The sequence below is a fragment of the Streptomyces chlorus genome, assembly GCF_042655885.1.
GTDB classification, from domain to species: Bacteria; Actinomycetota; Actinomycetes; order Streptomycetales; family Streptomycetaceae; genus Streptomyces; species Streptomyces chlorus.
Window position 1 is genome coordinate 1 of the sequence record NZ_JBHSOA010000081.1, and the last position, 15,651, is coordinate 15,651.

14 protein-coding genes and 4 pseudogenes are annotated in these 15,651 nt (G+C 69.4%); 9 read left to right on the top strand and 9 right to left on the bottom strand.

Going from position 1 to position 15,651, the window contains the following annotated elements; translation table 11 throughout:
- Positions 1-314: pseudogene (locus ACFPZI_RS30370) on the bottom strand (hypothetical protein); the annotation flags it as partial.
- A gap of 463 nt (positions 315-777) precedes the next feature.
- On the opposite strand from ACFPZI_RS30370, the gene ACFPZI_RS30375 reads away from it, so the two are divergent.
- The gene (locus tag ACFPZI_RS30375) at positions 778-1,383 is read left to right on the top strand and encodes a class I SAM-dependent methyltransferase (protein WP_381369765.1); all 606 of its coding nucleotides are present in this window, start codon (positions 778-780) and stop codon (positions 1,381-1,383) included.
- A 158-nt stretch (positions 1,384-1,541) separates the two neighbouring features.
- Here ACFPZI_RS30375 and ACFPZI_RS30380 read toward each other — a convergent pair.
- A pseudogene (locus ACFPZI_RS30380) lies at positions 1,542-2,263 on the bottom strand (IS6 family transposase).
- A 76-nt stretch (positions 2,264-2,339) separates the two neighbouring features.
- Here ACFPZI_RS30380 and ACFPZI_RS30385 point away from each other — a divergent pair.
- The 3 genes and pseudogenes from ACFPZI_RS30385 to ACFPZI_RS30395 all read left to right on the top strand — a co-directional run.
- Positions 2,340-2,485 (top strand): annotated as a pseudogene (locus ACFPZI_RS30385) (universal stress protein); the annotation flags it as partial.
- A 545-nt stretch (positions 2,486-3,030) separates the two neighbouring features.
- Positions 3,031-3,603 (top strand): YceI family protein, encoded by a 573-nt coding sequence (locus ACFPZI_RS30390; protein WP_381369768.1) that lies wholly within the window; start codon positions 3,031-3,033, stop codon positions 3,601-3,603.
- Between the two features lie 55 nt (positions 3,604-3,658).
- Positions 3,659-3,958 (top strand): hypothetical protein, encoded by a 300-nt coding sequence (locus ACFPZI_RS30395; protein ID WP_381369771.1) that lies wholly within the window; start codon positions 3,659-3,661, stop codon positions 3,956-3,958.
- 213 nt (positions 3,959-4,171) lie between these two features.
- Here ACFPZI_RS30395 and ACFPZI_RS30400 read toward each other — a convergent pair whose 3' ends face one another.
- Positions 4,172-4,603 (bottom strand): SRPBCC family protein, encoded by a 432-nt coding sequence (locus tag ACFPZI_RS30400; protein ID WP_381369773.1) that lies wholly within the window; start codon positions 4,601-4,603, stop codon positions 4,172-4,174.
- A 282-nt stretch (positions 4,604-4,885) separates the two neighbouring features.
- Here ACFPZI_RS30400 and ACFPZI_RS30405 point away from each other — a divergent pair, with 282 nt between their 5' ends.
- The gene (locus ACFPZI_RS30405; protein ID WP_381369776.1) at positions 4,886-5,104 is read left to right on the top strand and encodes a hypothetical protein; all 219 of its coding nucleotides are present in this window, start codon (positions 4,886-4,888) and stop codon (positions 5,102-5,104) included.
- A gap of 162 nt (positions 5,105-5,266) precedes the next feature.
- Here ACFPZI_RS30405 and ACFPZI_RS30410 read toward each other — a convergent pair whose 3' ends face one another.
- Positions 5,267-5,470, bottom strand: a complete 204-nt coding sequence (locus ACFPZI_RS30410; RefSeq protein WP_381369779.1) for a hypothetical protein — start codon at positions 5,468-5,470, stop codon at positions 5,267-5,269.
- A 216-nt stretch (positions 5,471-5,686) separates the two neighbouring features.
- Positions 5,687-6,226 (bottom strand): annotated as a pseudogene (locus ACFPZI_RS30415) (PP2C family protein-serine/threonine phosphatase); the annotation flags it as partial.
- Between the two features lie 1,630 nt (positions 6,227-7,856).
- Here ACFPZI_RS30415 and ACFPZI_RS30420 point away from each other — a divergent pair.
- Positions 7,857-8,915: a hypothetical protein gene (locus tag ACFPZI_RS30420; RefSeq protein WP_381369784.1), complete on the top strand. Its 1,059-nt coding sequence runs from the start codon at positions 7,857-7,859 to the stop codon at positions 8,913-8,915.
- A 138-nt stretch (positions 8,916-9,053) separates the two neighbouring features.
- Here ACFPZI_RS30420 and ACFPZI_RS30425 read toward each other — a convergent pair whose 3' ends face one another.
- Positions 9,054-9,227: an Hsp20/alpha crystallin family protein gene (locus tag ACFPZI_RS30425; protein WP_381369787.1), complete on the bottom strand. Its 174-nt coding sequence runs from the start codon at positions 9,225-9,227 to the stop codon at positions 9,054-9,056.
- Between the two features lie 147 nt (positions 9,228-9,374).
- Between ACFPZI_RS30425 and ACFPZI_RS30430 the strand changes: the two genes are divergently transcribed.
- The 3 genes from ACFPZI_RS30430 to ACFPZI_RS30440 all read left to right on the top strand — a co-directional run bounded on the left by ACFPZI_RS30430 (position 9,375) and on the right by ACFPZI_RS30440 (position 11,337).
- The gene (locus tag ACFPZI_RS30430) at positions 9,375-10,019 is read left to right on the top strand and encodes a CBS domain-containing protein (protein WP_381369790.1); all 645 of its coding nucleotides are present in this window, start codon (positions 9,375-9,377) and stop codon (positions 10,017-10,019) included.
- A gap of 456 nt (positions 10,020-10,475) precedes the next feature.
- Complete coding sequence (locus ACFPZI_RS30435) at positions 10,476-10,679, top strand: cold-shock protein (protein ID WP_360044680.1); 204 nt, start codon at positions 10,476-10,478, stop codon at positions 10,677-10,679.
- A 262-nt stretch (positions 10,680-10,941) separates the two neighbouring features.
- On the top strand, positions 10,942-11,337 hold the full coding sequence (locus ACFPZI_RS30440) for a DUF2267 domain-containing protein (RefSeq protein WP_381369793.1): 396 nt from the start codon (positions 10,942-10,944) through the stop codon (positions 11,335-11,337).
- Positions 11,338-11,485: 148 nt separating this feature from the next.
- Here the strand turns inward: ACFPZI_RS30440 and ACFPZI_RS30445 are convergent, their stop codons facing one another.
- From ACFPZI_RS30445 to ltrA, 3 genes are all read right to left on the bottom strand, one after another.
- A complete protein-coding gene (locus ACFPZI_RS30445) occupies positions 11,486-12,571 on the bottom strand; it encodes an integrase core domain-containing protein (RefSeq protein ID WP_381369796.1) in 1,086 nt (361 codons plus the stop codon).
- On the bottom strand, positions 12,568-13,254 hold the full coding sequence (locus ACFPZI_RS30450; RefSeq protein WP_381369799.1) for a transposase: 687 nt from the start codon (positions 13,252-13,254) through the stop codon (positions 12,568-12,570). Before ACFPZI_RS30450 ends, ACFPZI_RS30445 begins: the two co-directional genes overlap by 4 nt.
- Positions 13,255-13,445: 191 nt before the next feature.
- On the bottom strand, positions 13,446-14,918 hold the full coding sequence (ltrA, locus tag ACFPZI_RS30455; RefSeq protein ID WP_381369802.1) for a group II intron reverse transcriptase/maturase: 1,473 nt from the start codon (positions 14,916-14,918) through the stop codon (positions 13,446-13,448).
- Between the last annotated feature and the right edge of the window lie 733 nt (positions 14,919-15,651).

Genomic DNA, 15,651 nt, shown 5'->3' on the forward strand with positions numbered 1-15,651 from the left:
GCAGCAGGCGACGGTCGGCGGGTGGGAGGCCGGCGGGGCGGGTGGTGAGGCTGTGGATGGGGAAGGCGTTCTGCCACGCCTGCTCGAACCGCAAGCAGTCCGCCGCCGCCGAACAGGTGCGCGCCGATGGCGGCGGCGTTGAGCGGTGCCCACTTCGCCCAGCCCGACGAAGCGATGCGTGCACTGGTCTCGTCGGTTTCGCCTTCGTCTTTAGCCGCGCCGTTGAGGCCGGCCGCGCCCATGAGTGAGCCGCCGAACCAGGCTGCCAGACCTATATCGTGCAGGCTGCGGATCCAGGTATTGCGTCCGGACACGAGGGTGCTCCTTCGGAGGACGACAGAGGGGGTCGGCCGACTGCAACGTCGATCCCCACTCCACCCTCGCCGGATCCTGGTCTGCCCGCCGTCAGGGCTGACCCGGACGTGCGGTCTGCCGGAGATGGTCCGCAGTCGCGGTCCAGCTTCTGGAAGGCGCCGTCGGCTGTTCCGACGCCACGTCGGCCGGTACACATCACGTGTCAGTGGTGGGTTCCCGTGGTGTTGTCCGGACGTGCTGGTCAGCGAACTGGGGATCGGCCTTGCCACAGGTGTTGCCACTGTCATGAGATGAGACATCAGGGGTGTCAGTGCTGTCACCGGGTGGTATACGCGCAGGTTGTGTACTGACACGAAGGTGAGAGATCGCAGCTGACCTTTCCGCCCTTCTCTGTGCCGGTCTTCAGCGCTGCGAGTTCGGGCACTTCTTCGAGTGGCGCACGGTCGACCTATAGTTGGCCTCATGAGCCGTTGGAGGGGGTTGACCGGGGAGACGTCCGGGGAGGACTACGCTGCACGGTTCGCGGCCCTGGCCCGTAGCGGGAAGGAAGTGCACGGTGAGGCACGCTTCTGCGCAGCTCTCGTGCCTGCCGGAGCGCGGGTGCTGGACGCCGGGTGCGGCACCGGACGGGTCATGATCCGGCTTGCGGAGCTCGGGTACGACTGTGTCGGGGTGGATCTCGACGCGTCGATGCTGGCAGTGGCACAGCAGCAGGCGCCGGAACTGCCCTGGTTTCAGGCCGATCTGGCCGGGTTCGAGCCGAACCTGCTCGGCATCGCAGCGGACTTCGATCTTGTGGTCGCCGCAGGCAACGTTTTCCCGTTGCTCGCCGCCGGCACCGAGGCCACGGTGGTCAAGCGCCTGGCCGCGGCCCTGCGTCCGGGCGGTCTGATGGTCGCCGGCTTCGGCCTGGACGAAGCCCACCTGCCCGTGCCGCCCAGCATCACGCTGTCAGCGTACGACGACTGCTGCGCCGTAGCCGGCCTCACCCTCGTCGACCGCTTCGCCACCTGGGACGCCGCCCCTTACGACGGCGGCGGCTATGCCGTCAGCGTCCACCGCCGGTGAGGATGTGCGGGACATCTTGATCACCCGCGCCCACCAGGCGGTCGGCGGCTTCTCCGAGCAGTCCGCGAGCAGTTCCCTTGGGGGCGTTGTCACGTTGTTGAGTGTGTGAGTGCCTGACGGTGTGTCGGGTGTGGTGGGGCCGGGTTCCGGCTCCGTGTTCACGCTGCGGCAGGCGGGCCGGCGACGCCGGTGACCTGGTCCCAGATAGCGAAGCGGATGGTCATTTCGGTGAGGTATTCGGGGGCGGTCATCCGGTGCCGGCGTGGCCGGAAGTGGGGTGAGATGCCGCTGAACGCGGACAGGAACCGCTGGGTTCCGCCGACGCTTCGGAAGCCTTTCATGGCGCGTTCGCGCTGCCTCGTCGGCTGGTGGGAGTTCTCGGCCCGGTTGTTCAGGCCCTTGTGGGAGCGGTGCTCGACGGAGGGCATGACCTCACGGTGGGCGGCGCGTAGGAGCGAAGCTTGTCCGTGACGATCACCCGTGGCACCGTGCGGGTCGTCTTCAGCAGGCGGCGGAAGAAGCGCCGGGCCGCTGCCTCGTCCCTTCGGTCCTGGACCAGGAGGTCGAGCACGGTGCCGTCGGCGTCGACGGCCCGCCACAGGTAGTGCGGCTCTCCGTTGATCTTGATGAAGACCTCGTCCAGGTGCCACGTGTCCCCGGGCCGGGGCCGTCGGCGGCGCCATCCGTTCGCGTAGGTCTGGCCGGACTTGGCGGACCAGCGGCGGATGGTCTCGTGGGAGACGAGGACGCCGCGCTGGAGCATCAGTTCCTCGACCTCGCGGAAGCTCAGCGGGAAGCGGTGGTACAGCCACACGCAGTGCGCGATGATCTCGACCGGGTACCGGTGCCCCTGGTACGACGACGGTGGCGCGCGGTCCACGGACGGCTCCTCCCAGCATGACCAACCAGAAGATCATCCCACCCGGTCGGCCAACGTGACAGTGCCGCGCGGGCGTCCCCGGCAGGCTCTGATCGAAGCGAGCGGCCGGGCTCAACTGATCGTGGCCGGGGCGACTTCGCCGGACTGCTGCTGGGCTCGATCAGCCAGACCGTTTTCCACCACGTGCACTGCCCGGTCACCGTGGTGCGTTCTGGCCTGTGAAGCGCGCTGACCGTGCCATACGCCCTGCTTCCCAGGCACCGAAATTGCCCTGATCAGCATGGTCGCCGTCTGCTCGTGCCTCCCGAAGGGGAGTGTCCCCGCCGGTGAGGAAGCCGCAGGCGGAGGGCGTGGCCGGGAGGTGGAGCACCGCAGGCCATCCCTGTCGTGTGCCGCCGGGAGAGCCAGTCGATATCGTGCGCGGTGACGATCCCGCAGAGGCGTCCGCCGTCCCCGCAAACCGTCTGTGTCAGGCAGCGAACAGGCAGGCGGCTTTCCGATGCAGGCCGAACGGCCTCGGCGGCCTGGGCCTGTGGTCGACAAACCGGTGGCTCGCGGCTCGGAGGGCGACTGATCGGCAGCACGGGTGGCGGTCACGCCGCGTCGCGCTTCCCCGGCGGGTCTCGCGGCAGCGGACAGGCGCGCATCGTGGCCGCGACCTGGGCATCCGGCTCTGCTGCGGCGCAGCGCCATCTCGACCTACGCGGGACACGCCGACCGGGCTCCTTCGACGGCGGCGGCCGCATCCGCCCCATACCCTCGGCGCTGTGACGCTGACAGACGGAACGTACCGGCTCGGGCCATCGACCGGCCGCCTCCTGATCAGGACCGGCCGCGCCGGGCTGGGCCGCAGGGCGGGGCACGACCTCACGATCGAGGCCACCCGGTGGTCCGGGGAAGCCGTGATGTCAGTCGGTCACCCCGACAGCTCGTCGGTGGCTGTGGCGGTCGAGACGGGCTCACTGGAGGTCCGGGAGGGAACGGGCGGGCTGAAAGCGCTCACCGATGCCGACCGGGCCGAGATCAAACGGACTCTCGGGGGCAAGGCTCTGCTGCACACCGCCGAGCACCCCACGATCACCTTCCGTTCCACCGGCATCACGGGCACGCCGCAGTCCTTCGAGATCACCGGGGAGCTCACCATCAGGGGCCGGACCCACCCGGTGACGGTGCACGGGAAAAGCAATGGCGACGGGCTGTTGCGCGGCTGGGCGACCGTCACGCAATCCACCTGGGGAATCAAGCCCTACACCGCGTTCCTGGGTGCGTTGCGGCTGGCCGACGAGGTCCGGGTGGAGTTCGAGGTGGCCAGGCCCGAACTGGTGGACGGGGCTGGATGACCACCCGGCTCAAGGCTTCGGGCGCGGCGACCGCGCGGCCGCCTACTGTGGAGGAATGAGCGAGTTCGAAGGAATGAGCGGGATCGTCGTCGTGTACGAGCTCGACAAGCCGATGGCCCCGCGCATTTCCCCGGGGATACCGGCTTGTGTGGAACGGCCTGTCCGCAGGGTGCACGCAGCGCCCTCCGCCCCGGGGGCACCCGCCACCACGGGACCGCGGACCCTCTGCGGCAAGGACACCTTCGCCATGGAGAAGGCCAGCTGGAAGCCCTCCGAGCGTCCCGGGGCGCCCTGGTACCCCGCGGGGTACGCATCCGTGGTCTGCCCCGACTGCGATGCCGTGATCGAGACCTGACCGGCATACCGCCAGCCCGATGTCGCTGCTCTGCGGGGAGCATTCCGCCAGGGTCCCCCACCCCCGTCCACACGCTCGTGCGAAAGCGGTCCCGACCCACCGTCGACACGCCACCGCGAGCACGAGTTGTAGCACCCAGCTCGCCGCGCGGCGGCCGCTCCGAGCAGAGGCTGCCGTTCTCAACGGCCTGGCAGCGCCCGCCTTTTGCTACCCTCACCGCCCTTGTTCCACGCACTCCTTGAAATGCTCCAGATCGCTCCGGACGAGCCGCTCGATCGCGTTGACCTGGGCGAATCCCTTCGGCCCGCCGAGGGCCTCCCTGATCGCGCCCGGGTCGTACTCGAGCCTGGCCTGGACCCGGGTGTGGTTCTCGTCGATCGGCTTCAGCGAGACGGAACCCACCAGCTCGGGGGCGCCCGTGGTGTGCCACTCCATCACGCCTTCCCCCCTGCGGTCCGAGACCTCGGCCTCCAACTCCCGGACCCGGCCGTCGGCCTCGACCTCCAAACGCGCCCGACCCCCCGCCTCCGTACGGACCTCGCGCACTCCTTCCACGAAGCGCGGATAGTCCTCCACCCGGTGGAGGCTGTCCCAGACCGTGTCGATCGGAACTCCGACGTCGATGTGTTCTTCGAGAGTGCTCATGGCCCACCTCCATGTTCGGCCCACGACAGGGCCATCTGCATCCAGTGTGCGCCCGGCAATAGATCATCGACCGAAATACGAGAGGACTGACCACCATGTGACTCACTCGATGGCCTGGCCTGGCCTGGCCCGGTCGGCTTCCGGGCCCCTTCCGGGCCGAGGCCGCCCGCGATGCCGCACCCTGGGGCTGGACTCGCCCGGCGACACCCTGCGGATCTCGGGCTCGGAACCCCGGAAGGACCGGAAGCTGCGGGCCGACCGGTCCCGGCGCATGCTGGTGCCATGGACGTGTGCCCACCTGTGGTCGTGCATCCGCCGGAGTCGGACGGCGGTCGGCGGCTGACCATCCACGGCGCGCGCGTGGGCATCGCGTACAGCCTGTTCGACGTGCTGGACTTCCTGCACTGTACGGGCCTGCCCGCCCAGGATCGGGCGGTCGACGACCCCGAGCTGATCGAGTGGCGCGTCGGCGGACCATATGTCTGGAACAGCACGGCGTAGCCACCGTCGCTCCGTCTTTCCCCGACATCGCGTATCGTCCCGTGCCCACTCCGCAGCCCGCTCATTCATGCGCCGCCGGTTCCGGCACACCTTGCACGCAGGAACCGGTCACCTCCCATCGGTCCGGGGCAGCGGGATCCGGCGCTCGAGCCTGGCTGTCCCCTACTCGTCTCCGACGCGTACGACCGCCAGCGTGATGTTCTCGGGCCCGCCCGCCGCGATGGCGGCCTTCCACAGCTCAAAAGCCGCCCGGCCGTCGTCGTACTCCCTCATCACCTCGTCGAGCACGTCGGTCGTCAGCAGGTCGGTCAGGCCGTCTGCGAAGATGAGGTAGCGGTCACCGGACGCCACCGGGGTGGCCGTCATGTGAGAGTGCGGTAAGTGATGTTTCCTGCCGTTTCACACCGATGTGATGACATGCCATAACGGGGCGATTCCGGCGGTCGAATGATCAACATCGCCGCCCTGACCGAGCGCACGGCTCCGGCTCCCCGGTTTGGCTCGACAGCCGAGGTCAGGGGCCTACTACCCACTGGGACGAAGTGGTGCGAAATTAGCTAGACCATCACTTACCGCACTCTGAGGACGGATGGGACGGTAGACGGGGGTGCCGCCCAAGCACAGGGTGACGAGGGACGTGGTGCGCTCCCCGGGATCGAGAGGGGGGCTGTCGTCGACGCTCATCTGGCGCAGCCCGCCGCGGGAGGCCGCGAAGACCCGGCTGTCACCCACGTTGAACACCAGCAGCGAGCCGGGCTGGACGACGACGCCGGCGACCGTCGTCCCCATGGTTGACAGCTCGCTTCCGTCGCCGCCGGCGGCCTCGTACACGGCGCGGTTGCAGGCGTTCAAGGCGTCACGGACAGCGTCCTGGCTGCTCAGGACGGGACCGATCGATGCGATCCGGCGGACGGCCATGGCGCTGGCCACGTCGCCGCCCGGATGTCCGCCGAGCCCATCGGTGACGGCGACGACGAGGGGCATCTCGAGCGGGAAGACCAGGGTCTGCGGATTCTCGGTCACGGTGGCGCACAAGGTCCACGGTCCGACGACGAGGCTGTCCTCGTTCCCCTCGCGGAGCAGCCCGGAGTGGCTCAGCACACTCACAGCGACATACGGCATGGAGCCCCCCGCCTTCCCGCACCGGGCACACCGACACAGGCCAGGCTCCCGCTCCAAGTCTAGGAGCCGCCCGGTGCGACGGCTCCGGCTCCCACGCCACCAAAAGCGCCGAAGCCGACGCGGTCGCCAACTCCCATGACGTCAGCGGATCGTGGGCACTTTCCGTGCGCGAGAGGCCGGTGCCTTCCAGACCTACGTCGTGATTCCTCGGCTCGGCCCGGGGACGGTGTTCGCACCGCTTACGGTTCCGGACGACTCGACAGGAGAGCCGGCTGCCGAAGCTCGCACCGCCAGGCCGCACACTGATCCGGGCGAGCCTCGGCCGGGTGTGGCTTCTGGAGTGGGGCTAGTACGTCGTCCGGGACGTCGTGGACCAGCGTGGACGATTCCGGTCGCCACGCCTCTTGGCGGGTAGGCAGCGAGACGCGCTCCCTTCAGAGTTCTCCCCGGGTACCGGGAGCGGCTGCCGGCACGGCGTGGACGTGTCGATCTTCGGTGCGGTTCGACTGAGCCATTGAGCCGTGGCCCTGGCCTCCCCGTGGGTCGGCATGGATACGGCAAGGAGGCGGAAGGGAGCGCCGGGCCGGAGTTCGACGCACACGACGGGTCTGCCGGGCCGGATGACCACGAAGTCCATCCCGGCGTGATGGCTGCGCGTGCCGATGCACCGGGCCCCGGGGATCCAGACGCCGCGCTGCCGGACTCCGCGCAGAGCGCGCCACCAGTTGGCTTCGACCGTCACCCGGCACACCGCCGTCAGCGGCACGCGCACGTTGCCGCGGCGGGCGGCTGCCATTTCCCGCCACGACAGGTGTACGACCAAGTCTTCACCCTCGACGAACATCCGTGCCATCGCTCGCTCCTCCCTGCCATCCCCCGGGCTGCGAGCCAGATGATGACTCGCGCTCTGGCCCGTGGGCACTGGCTGCACTCAACGGCCGGGGGCCAGCGACAGCATCGCCGCTGTCTGCGAGCGAAGAGAGGGATCGCCTCGGCCAGCTGGTCACGCAGGCACACACCCGCATCGACCCCGGCTGCCCGCGGACCATCCGGCCTGCCCTGACCAGTCATCTCTGAGTCTCTCAAGCGAGCCGGTCCGCAACGGCAAGCAGCACAGCAGCGGCAACAATCACCGCTGAGCAGATGACCATCACGGCCCGGCTCCTCCCGCCGTCACGCTGGACGCCGGCGCCCAGGTCATCCCGCTCGGGCCGGGAGCCAGTAAGTCCGAGCGGTGCCGCATACGGCACAGCGTCGTCGAAGCGAGGATTCACGCCTGGACCAAAGCGTGATGAGGGTTTCCGACACAGCACAATCGCCGTCATCACCCGTTCAGCCCACACGCCGGCCCCACAACGGCGCCGCGCCCGCCCGGGTCCGCGCGTGCGAGGGTCAGCCGCTTGGGAAAGGGGAACACATTCTCTTCCCCGCCTGTCGCCTTGGGCACAACAGGGCAACAGGCGTCCGGGAGTGGTGCGCCCCGGCCGGTCGCGGTCCAGCCTCCGGGCGATCTTGCTCGGTGTCCCTCAGGATGGTTCCCGGTTGCCCGGCCGCCCGAATGGCCCGGCGGCAGCCGTGTCCACCTGCGCGGCCCTCTGTCCAGCCGCCTGACCCCCAGGGAGCACACCTCATGGCAGTGATGACGGACGCGGTCGTACCAGCGTTGGAGGATGCCCGCGAGGCGCATGAGGCGGTCGTCGACCGGTTCAGGGCCGATGCGACGGTCACGCCGGCCGGCCCGTACCGGCAGATGCTCGAGCGCGAGGTGGACGACGTCCAAGACAGCCTCCAGCGCATCGAGGACCACGTGCGCGATCTGCGGCCCCCCAGCGGGCTTGTCAGGGACAGCGTCGATATCGCGCGGCTCATCTCACGCAGCGCCGTGCGCACCGCCATGCTGCCGCTGACCATCGGATCCACGCTCGTGACGGACATGCTGCGCGGCCGGCGGCCGAACGACGAGCGGCGGCTGCTGAGGAACGCCGAAGACGAGTACGCGGTCACAGCCCGGGCGCTGGCGGCCTGCCGGGCCGGGGAGAGCATCGCCGAAGAGGTCCGCGACCAGGCCACCGCCGATCTGCTCGCCGCACTGCGCCGCCAGGACGAGGAACTGCTCCAGAGGCTGGAGGACAGCGTCGCCCAGAACGCCCGGGCCGTGGCGGCCGCGGCCAACGGCTTCGTCCAGGAGAACGGCGGCGGCTGGGCCGACGCGGCCGCCCGCGCCGTGCGGACCGCCGCCGACCGGGTGCAAGACGTTGCGCAGACCGGCGGCCGGCGGGCCCGGGGTGCGGCCGGAGGCGCGGTGCGGGAGATGCCCGAGCCGACCCGCATGGCCGAAGAAGAGATCCAGGGTGCGGTGACCCGGGAGGAGGAGTTGCCGATCCCCCGCTTCAGCCAGCTCAGCGTCGACGAAATCCAGCAGCGACTGCGCACACTCTCCCAGTCGGACCTGACGGTCATCGAGGGATACGAACGCACCCACGCCAAGCGGCCCGGAGTCCTGGACGCCATCGAGCAGCTGCGCGGCAGCGAACCCTGGCCCGGCTACGACACCATGAGCCCGGACGAGATCACCGCCCGGTTGCAGAACGTCCCCTCCAGCGTCGCCCGCCAGGTCCAGGAGTACGAACGGCGCCACCAGGAGCGACAGGAGGTCGCCTCCGCCGCCGAAGCGCGCACCGCCCGGTGAACCAAGCGGGTGAGCGTGCTGCCGGCGGCGGGTGATGCAGGCAGCCCCTCACCCTGCAGGCCGCGCACGGGGGCATCATGAGCAGGCCCTGGAGCGTGAACCCTTACCCGGGCTCCAGGGTTGCTCGCCGGTAGGGTGTCACTCTCCGGCTTGGATCTCGATACGGCGCGGCTTTACCGCTTCCGCCTTGGGCGCCTTGACGCACAGCACGCCCTCGCTCAGCGTCGCCTCGACACCTTCGGCGTTGATCTCGCTGGGCAGGACGGCGCGGTACTCGAACCGGCTCGCCGGGTGCCACGGCGTCGAACTCACTGGTCGTCGGAGCGGCGCGGTGCTGTCATGGGTAGGGAAGACGGCGTGGACGAGCCGGCAAGGGCGCGGAGGCCGGCGCGCCGCGCGTGGTCCGCCCGGGCGGCCCGACCCCGGCCGCCCCGTCGCACAGCGGAGGAGGCCGATGCCATGCTGCGCCGCCGCACGGTCGGTGACGTGATGACCGAGGAGGTCGTCACCCTCCGCCCCGACGCGCCGTTTCAGGAGGTCGCCGCCCTGCTGGACGCGAACGACATCGTCGCGGCCCCCGTTGTCGACGACGACGGCGTCCCCGTCGGCGTCGTGTCCGCGTCCGACGTGCTGCGGCACGAGACCGGCATGCCCGATCCGCAGGGGCAGGATGAGGACGACGAGCACGCCTGGGGCAAGGCCCGGGCCCGGACCGCGGGCGCGCTCATGAGCAGCCCCGTCTTCACCGCCCGCGCCGACTGGACGATCCCCCGGGCCGCGCGGGAACTCCGCCGGCGGCACGTCAAGCAGCTGCCGGTGGTCGGCGACGACGGGCTCCTCACCGGCATCGTCACCCGCAGCGACCTGCTCGACGCCTTCATCCGCTCCGACGACGAGATCCGCGGCGAGATCGAGCAGGACATCCTGGGGCGCATCCTCGGCCTGGACGAGGGCACCGTCGCCGTCGAGGTCCGGGACGGGGTCGTCACCCTTCGGGGTCACGTCCCGGAACCGCGTCTGGTTCCGGTGGTCGTGGGCCTCTGCCAGGGCGTCGACGGTGTCGTCGCCGTGGATGCCCACCTCGCCGCCGCCCGGGCGGGCTAGGAGTTCTGCCCCTGGGAGTCCGGCCGCAGCACAGGACGTGAAGGATCCCATGCTGGCGTACTTCCGCCGCCCACTGGTCCGAGGCGTCGCGGGCGACGTCGACGCCGACTTCGACCACCAGCTCGGGCCGGACCAGGGTGACTCCTAAGGTGTTGTTCGTGCCGCACCCGGGGGAGAACGACCAGCCGTTCCATGGATGGCCGGAGCGAGTAGGTCGGCGAACCCGCTGCTGGTTGTCCGGGTGAACCATGATCGCCTCCCGCGATCGACGGCCGCGTCGTTAGCAGCTGCCGACCGCGCGGTGTAGCGTCGTTATCCAGCAGTCGTGGTTCCGAAGTCCCGTTCGCCCGTGATCACGATCATGGGCGTTTTTGCTGTTCAGCACCTCTCCGGACCAGGGCGATCACCTCCCGGGCCCGCAGGGTGCGAGCCCGGTCTTCCTCGAAGGAGCAGGCCATGGCCAAGGGCACCGTGAAGTGGTTCAACGCAGAAAAGGGCTTCGGCTTCATTGAGCAGGAGGGCGGCGGACCTGACGTCTTCGCCCACTACTCCAACATTGCCGCTCAGGGCTTCCGCGAGCTGCAGGAGGGGCAGAAGGTCGAGTTCGACGTCACGCAGGGCCAGAAGGGACCGCAGGCGGAGAACATCCGACCGGCGTGACCACAGCGCCCCGCAGGGCCGGACGGCAGGCCCCCGCTGGGACACGTACCAGGTGATCACCATCTCAACTCGACGCGAAGCGGCTGCCGGGGAACGAGCAACCTCCACGACGCCGGCATGCTGCGCCTGACGATCCCGGTCGCCGAGCAGGCCAAGCCCCGCAATCGCCGTCAGCGCCGGCGAGCTCAGCCGCGGCGGCCGCGCCGCGGGCAGGCCAGCCCGTCATGCGCAGCATGCCGCACACCCGATGAGGGAGGCCACCATGGCGATCGCATGGGAACCGTTCATGGCCCAAGTCCAAGAACGCGGCGAGTACACCACCACGGGAGAGGCCGAGCGGGTCACCCGGGCGGTGCTGTCCGCCCTGGGCGCCCACCTGCTGGGTTCCGAACGCACGGAACTCGCCGACCGGCTTCCGGCGCAATGTCAACCGCTGCTCCTCGAACCCCTGCCGGCGACCAAACCGCTCAGCCCGCACGAGTTCGTCGAAGCCGTCGCCCTGCTGATCGAGGGCGCAACCCCCGAGACCGCCCGGTGGGACACCGGCGCCGTCCTGAGCACCCTCGCCGACCATGCAGGCGAGGACCTGCTGCACCGCATCCTCACCCAACTCCCACCCGGCTACGCACTGTTGTTCGGCCGCTTCGAACTGACCTGATGAGGGCAGGTGCAAGCTCACGCTGAGCGAGGGTGTGCTGAGCGTCAAGACAACGCCGGAGGGCGGAGGCCGTTCCCCGATATCCGTGATGGTGGCGGGCCGCAGGACCGCTGAAAGCCTGTGCTGCTCGAAAAGTCATCGCTGCACGTCACGCCGCATATCTGTACTCGTTGATCAGGCCGCCCAGGATCCGGATCCGCAGCACTCGGTGGGTGTCGAGGTCGTGCACTGCGACGTCGGACTGATTCCGGACATCAGGGGGTAGTTGCTGCCGGGCCTGGTGAGGGCGGTACGCGTTGTCGTGCCGTGGGTAAGCCGCCAGGACGTGGCGGGCGTGGGCCTCGACCACGATCAGGACGCGGTCGAGCACCTCACGGCGGATGCCGCCAATGCTCCTCTCGCCGTGGGCGTTCAGCCGGGGAGCCCGCCGGGCACTCAAGATCACCTCCAGCTCCTCGGCCTCGAAGACCGCGTCGAACGCCGCACCGTACCTGCCGTCGCGGTCCCGCAGCGGGAACCGCAAAGACTGCCTGCGCCTGCCCAGGGCGGCGGCGAGATTCCGCGCCCGTTGCACGGCCCACTCCCGGGTCGGGCGGGCGGTGACTTCGGTGATGTGCAGGCGCCTCGTGCCGTGCTCGAGGAGCACCAGTGCGTACAGCCTCGTGCCGAGCGCGGTGTCGAGGTGGAGGAAGTCCGCCGCGATGATGCCCTCGGCCCGGGCGGCCAGGAACTCGCGCCAGGTCGGGCCGGAGCGACGAGGCGCCGGGCCGGTGCCCGCGGCGTGGAGGATCTCACAGACCGTCGAGGCGGCGATCCGATGCCCGAGTCGGGCCAACTCCCCTTGGATGCGCCGGTGGCCCCACCGCGGATCCTCCTGGGCCAGCCGCAAAACGAGCGTCCTGATCGCTGCTGGGGTGGGCGGGCGTTCGGTGCGTCGGCGTGCGGTGTAGTCCCACTTGGCGGCGATGCACCTGCGATGCCAGGCGGGCAGGGTGGCGGGGGTGACCGGGAAGACCTCCCGCCGGCGTCGCCGGGGTATCAGCGCGGACAGGGCGGCGAACCAGAACCGGTCGACCGGCCCGTAGCGGACCGGTCCTGCCAGTTGCCTGCGCAGGACCGCGTTCTCGTGCCGCAGCACGAGCAGTTCCGCGTCCTTGGTGGTTTCACGGCGCAGCAGCACCGACGGGACGGACAGCAACCTCCGGGCCACCTTGTACAGCAAGGATACGATCACGCGGACATGCTCCCAGCAGCCGAACCGCACCACTCCCACCTGCGGCGACGACTTTTCGAGCGGCACAGGGTGGGATTCTTGTCCAGGCGCACCGGGCGGCCGTAGCGCTGGCCCCAGTCCTCGGTGGCCAGGTCGGCGAGCTCGTGCGGGGCGGTGCGGGCGAGTTCTTCCAGGGCCGCGCGCATGGCCTCGGTCACCAGCTCCAGGCGGGTCAGGTTGCGCACCGCCGCCAGGACGTGGGTGGAGTCGGTGCGTTGGCGTCCTCGCTCCTTGACCAGCCCGGCCTCGCGCAAGCGGTCCAGGGCGAGGTCGAGCAATACGTCGGCGCGGCCGTCCTGCGCGAGCCGGTCCCGGAAGTCGGACAGCACGCTGTGGTGGAACCCGGGATCGTCCAGCGGCAGCGCGAGAGCGTACTTGAAGTCGATCCGGCAGCGCACGGCCTCGGCGGCCTGCCGGTCGGAGAGGTTGTACAGGAACTGCAGCACGCTGACGGTGGCCAACTGGGCGGGTGAGAGCCCTGGGCGGCCATCGCGCGGGTACCAGGACGCGAAGTCCTCATCCCGCCACAGCCCGCCGAGGCGATCCCGCACCCACATCGCCGTCGTACCAACAGGATTGCTCGCCCGCGCGACCTGTGCGGTCAGAGGCGGGACCTGTTCACCGGGACGGGGACGGACGGACACGGACCACCTCGCTGCATGCCTTGGACCTCGGAACCGTCCCGAGCATGACGGGAGATCAGGCCACTCCGCCGCAGAACCGCTGAGTAGGCCCGGAGCGCGGTGCCGGGATTGCTCCCGGTCCGTCTCTCCGGACCTCTCGCCGAACCCGCCGTGCGCCTCTCAACGCAACGGGCTCTCCACGGTCCCTGCCGTCAGGCGTGGTTGATGCTGGTCCAGGGGTTGGGGATCCTCGACGCCCGATAGCGGTAGCGGGTGACCGTCACCGCTTCGATGTCGAACAATTCGATCCCGTCCGCGTGTGGGCGGCGCCAGCCCCCGCGGGGGTCGGCGAGCCACCGGCGGACGTCCTTCCACCGCCAGCGATGCAGGGCTCTCAGCCACCGGACCACCCGCCACCAGACGAAGTACTCCAGTTTGCTGAAGGTGTCTTTGGCCACTGCGTGCTTGAAGTAGTTGGCCCAGCCGCGCATGATCTGGTTGAGACGGATCAGCACGTCCCTGGGTGGGAGTTGCGACGTCCTGTGTGTCAGGGCACGGATCTTCGCCTTCAGCGACCGGAGGGGCCGGTCGGCGATGAAGGTGTAGACGTACCACTTGTTCGTGCCTCGCTTGCGGCGCCACTGGATGCGGAACCCCAAGAAGTCGAACCCGTCGGCCATGTCCACGATCCGGGTCTTGGCCGGTGACAACCGAAGTCCCAGAGGTTCCAGCACATGAGCGACGTCTTCGTGCAGCACTTCGACGTCATCGCGAGTGCCGTTCACGAGAACGACGAAGTCGTCCGCGTAACGGACCAGCCGCCACCTGGGCAGCCCTCGGTAACGACGCATCGTCCGCCGGGAGTTGGTGCTCATCTCTCCACCGTCCTTCCACGGCCCGTGCAGGTGCTCGTCGAGCGCCGACAGGACAATATTGAAGATCAGCGGTGAGAGGATCCCGCCCTGCGGAGTGCCGGTGTGGGTGTCCTGATACCGGCCGTCCTCGGTGAGGACGCCGGCCTTCAAGAACGCCTTGACCAGCTCCAGCACGCGCTTGTCCTTGACCCGGGCCCGCACCGCGTCCATGGCGGCGAGGTGCGAGACGTTGTCGAAGGCCGCCTCGATGTCCGCGTCCAGCACCCACCGATAGCCTCGGGTGCCGAAGTAGTGGATCTCGGCGATCGCATCCTGGGCCCGCCGGGCGGGCCTGAACCCGTAGGAGACCGGCTCGAAGTCGGCCTCGAAGACGGGCTCCAGCACCAGCTTCAGTGCCGCCTGGACCAAGCGGTCCTCCACCCGGGGAATCCCGAGCTTGCGGACCTTCCCCGAGCCACCGGGCTTGGGGATCATGCGTTCACGCACCGGCATCGGGCGCCAGGCCCGCGCCTTGAGCCGCTCACGCACGTCGGCCAGGAACACCGGGACGCCGATCTCGGACTCGATCCAGGCGACCGTGCGCCCGTCCGCGCCCGGAGTCCGCGCCCCCTGATTGCCCGCGACCCGGTCCCACGCGACACGCAGCGTGGCCGGATCGTGCACGAAGTTGAACAGGTCGTCGAACCTGCGGCCAGGATCGGCCGCCGCCCAACGGTGAAGCTTGGCCTGCATCTCCGATACCCGCCGGCGGGGCCCCAGTTCGGGGTCCGCCGACGGAGCACCGCCGTTCGGCAGTGCGTCTTCCGGCATTGCAGCATCCTTCCCTTCTCGATACCGCTGCCGCCCTTCCCCATGTGACCGGCTCTCCCGGCCTCGGAGTACTACGGCGGCTCCGCCCCGTCCCGGACCGATCAGTCGTCGGTGGACTCAGCCCCACCCCCACCGCCGGACGCGGCGTGCAGGGCAAGGACCGGAACGGTTCCCGTGTTCACTGCGGTTCGCTCGATGAAGGAGGAGCCCGACTGTGTCCCTGTGGCATCGCCGCGAGTACGCCGCAGACCTTCCCCACGGCCTCCCGGACAGCTCTTGAATACCGCCCCAGGAGTTCTCCGGACCACCCGAACGGATGACCCGGATACGCGCCACTCCCGGCCCAGATCCACCAGATTCGAGCCGGTGTCGCTTTGAGAGACGTAAAACGCCGGTTCCTCGCGTACTCCTCTCCATCACGCTCGCCGGACCCGCACCATCTGGCAGTACTGGTACGCCCCGGCTTTGTCAGGGCCGCTTCCCGCCCTCCCCGGCACCACCCGGATCAGGCTGCCCTCAGCTTCAACATCCTGCTGCGACAGGGTGTTGGTGCAGGTCTTCCACCTCCACTCGAACCGACAGCGCCTCACGGCGCAACCAAGATCCCCGACAGAGTCAAGGTAAGTAGGTGTTTTTGAACTTGGCACCGCGTTAGAACTCATTGGCAGGTGGTGGCCTGCGCACCCAGATAGCCTGAGCTGCCTCGTACTTCAGTCAGAAGGTGCCGCGCGTT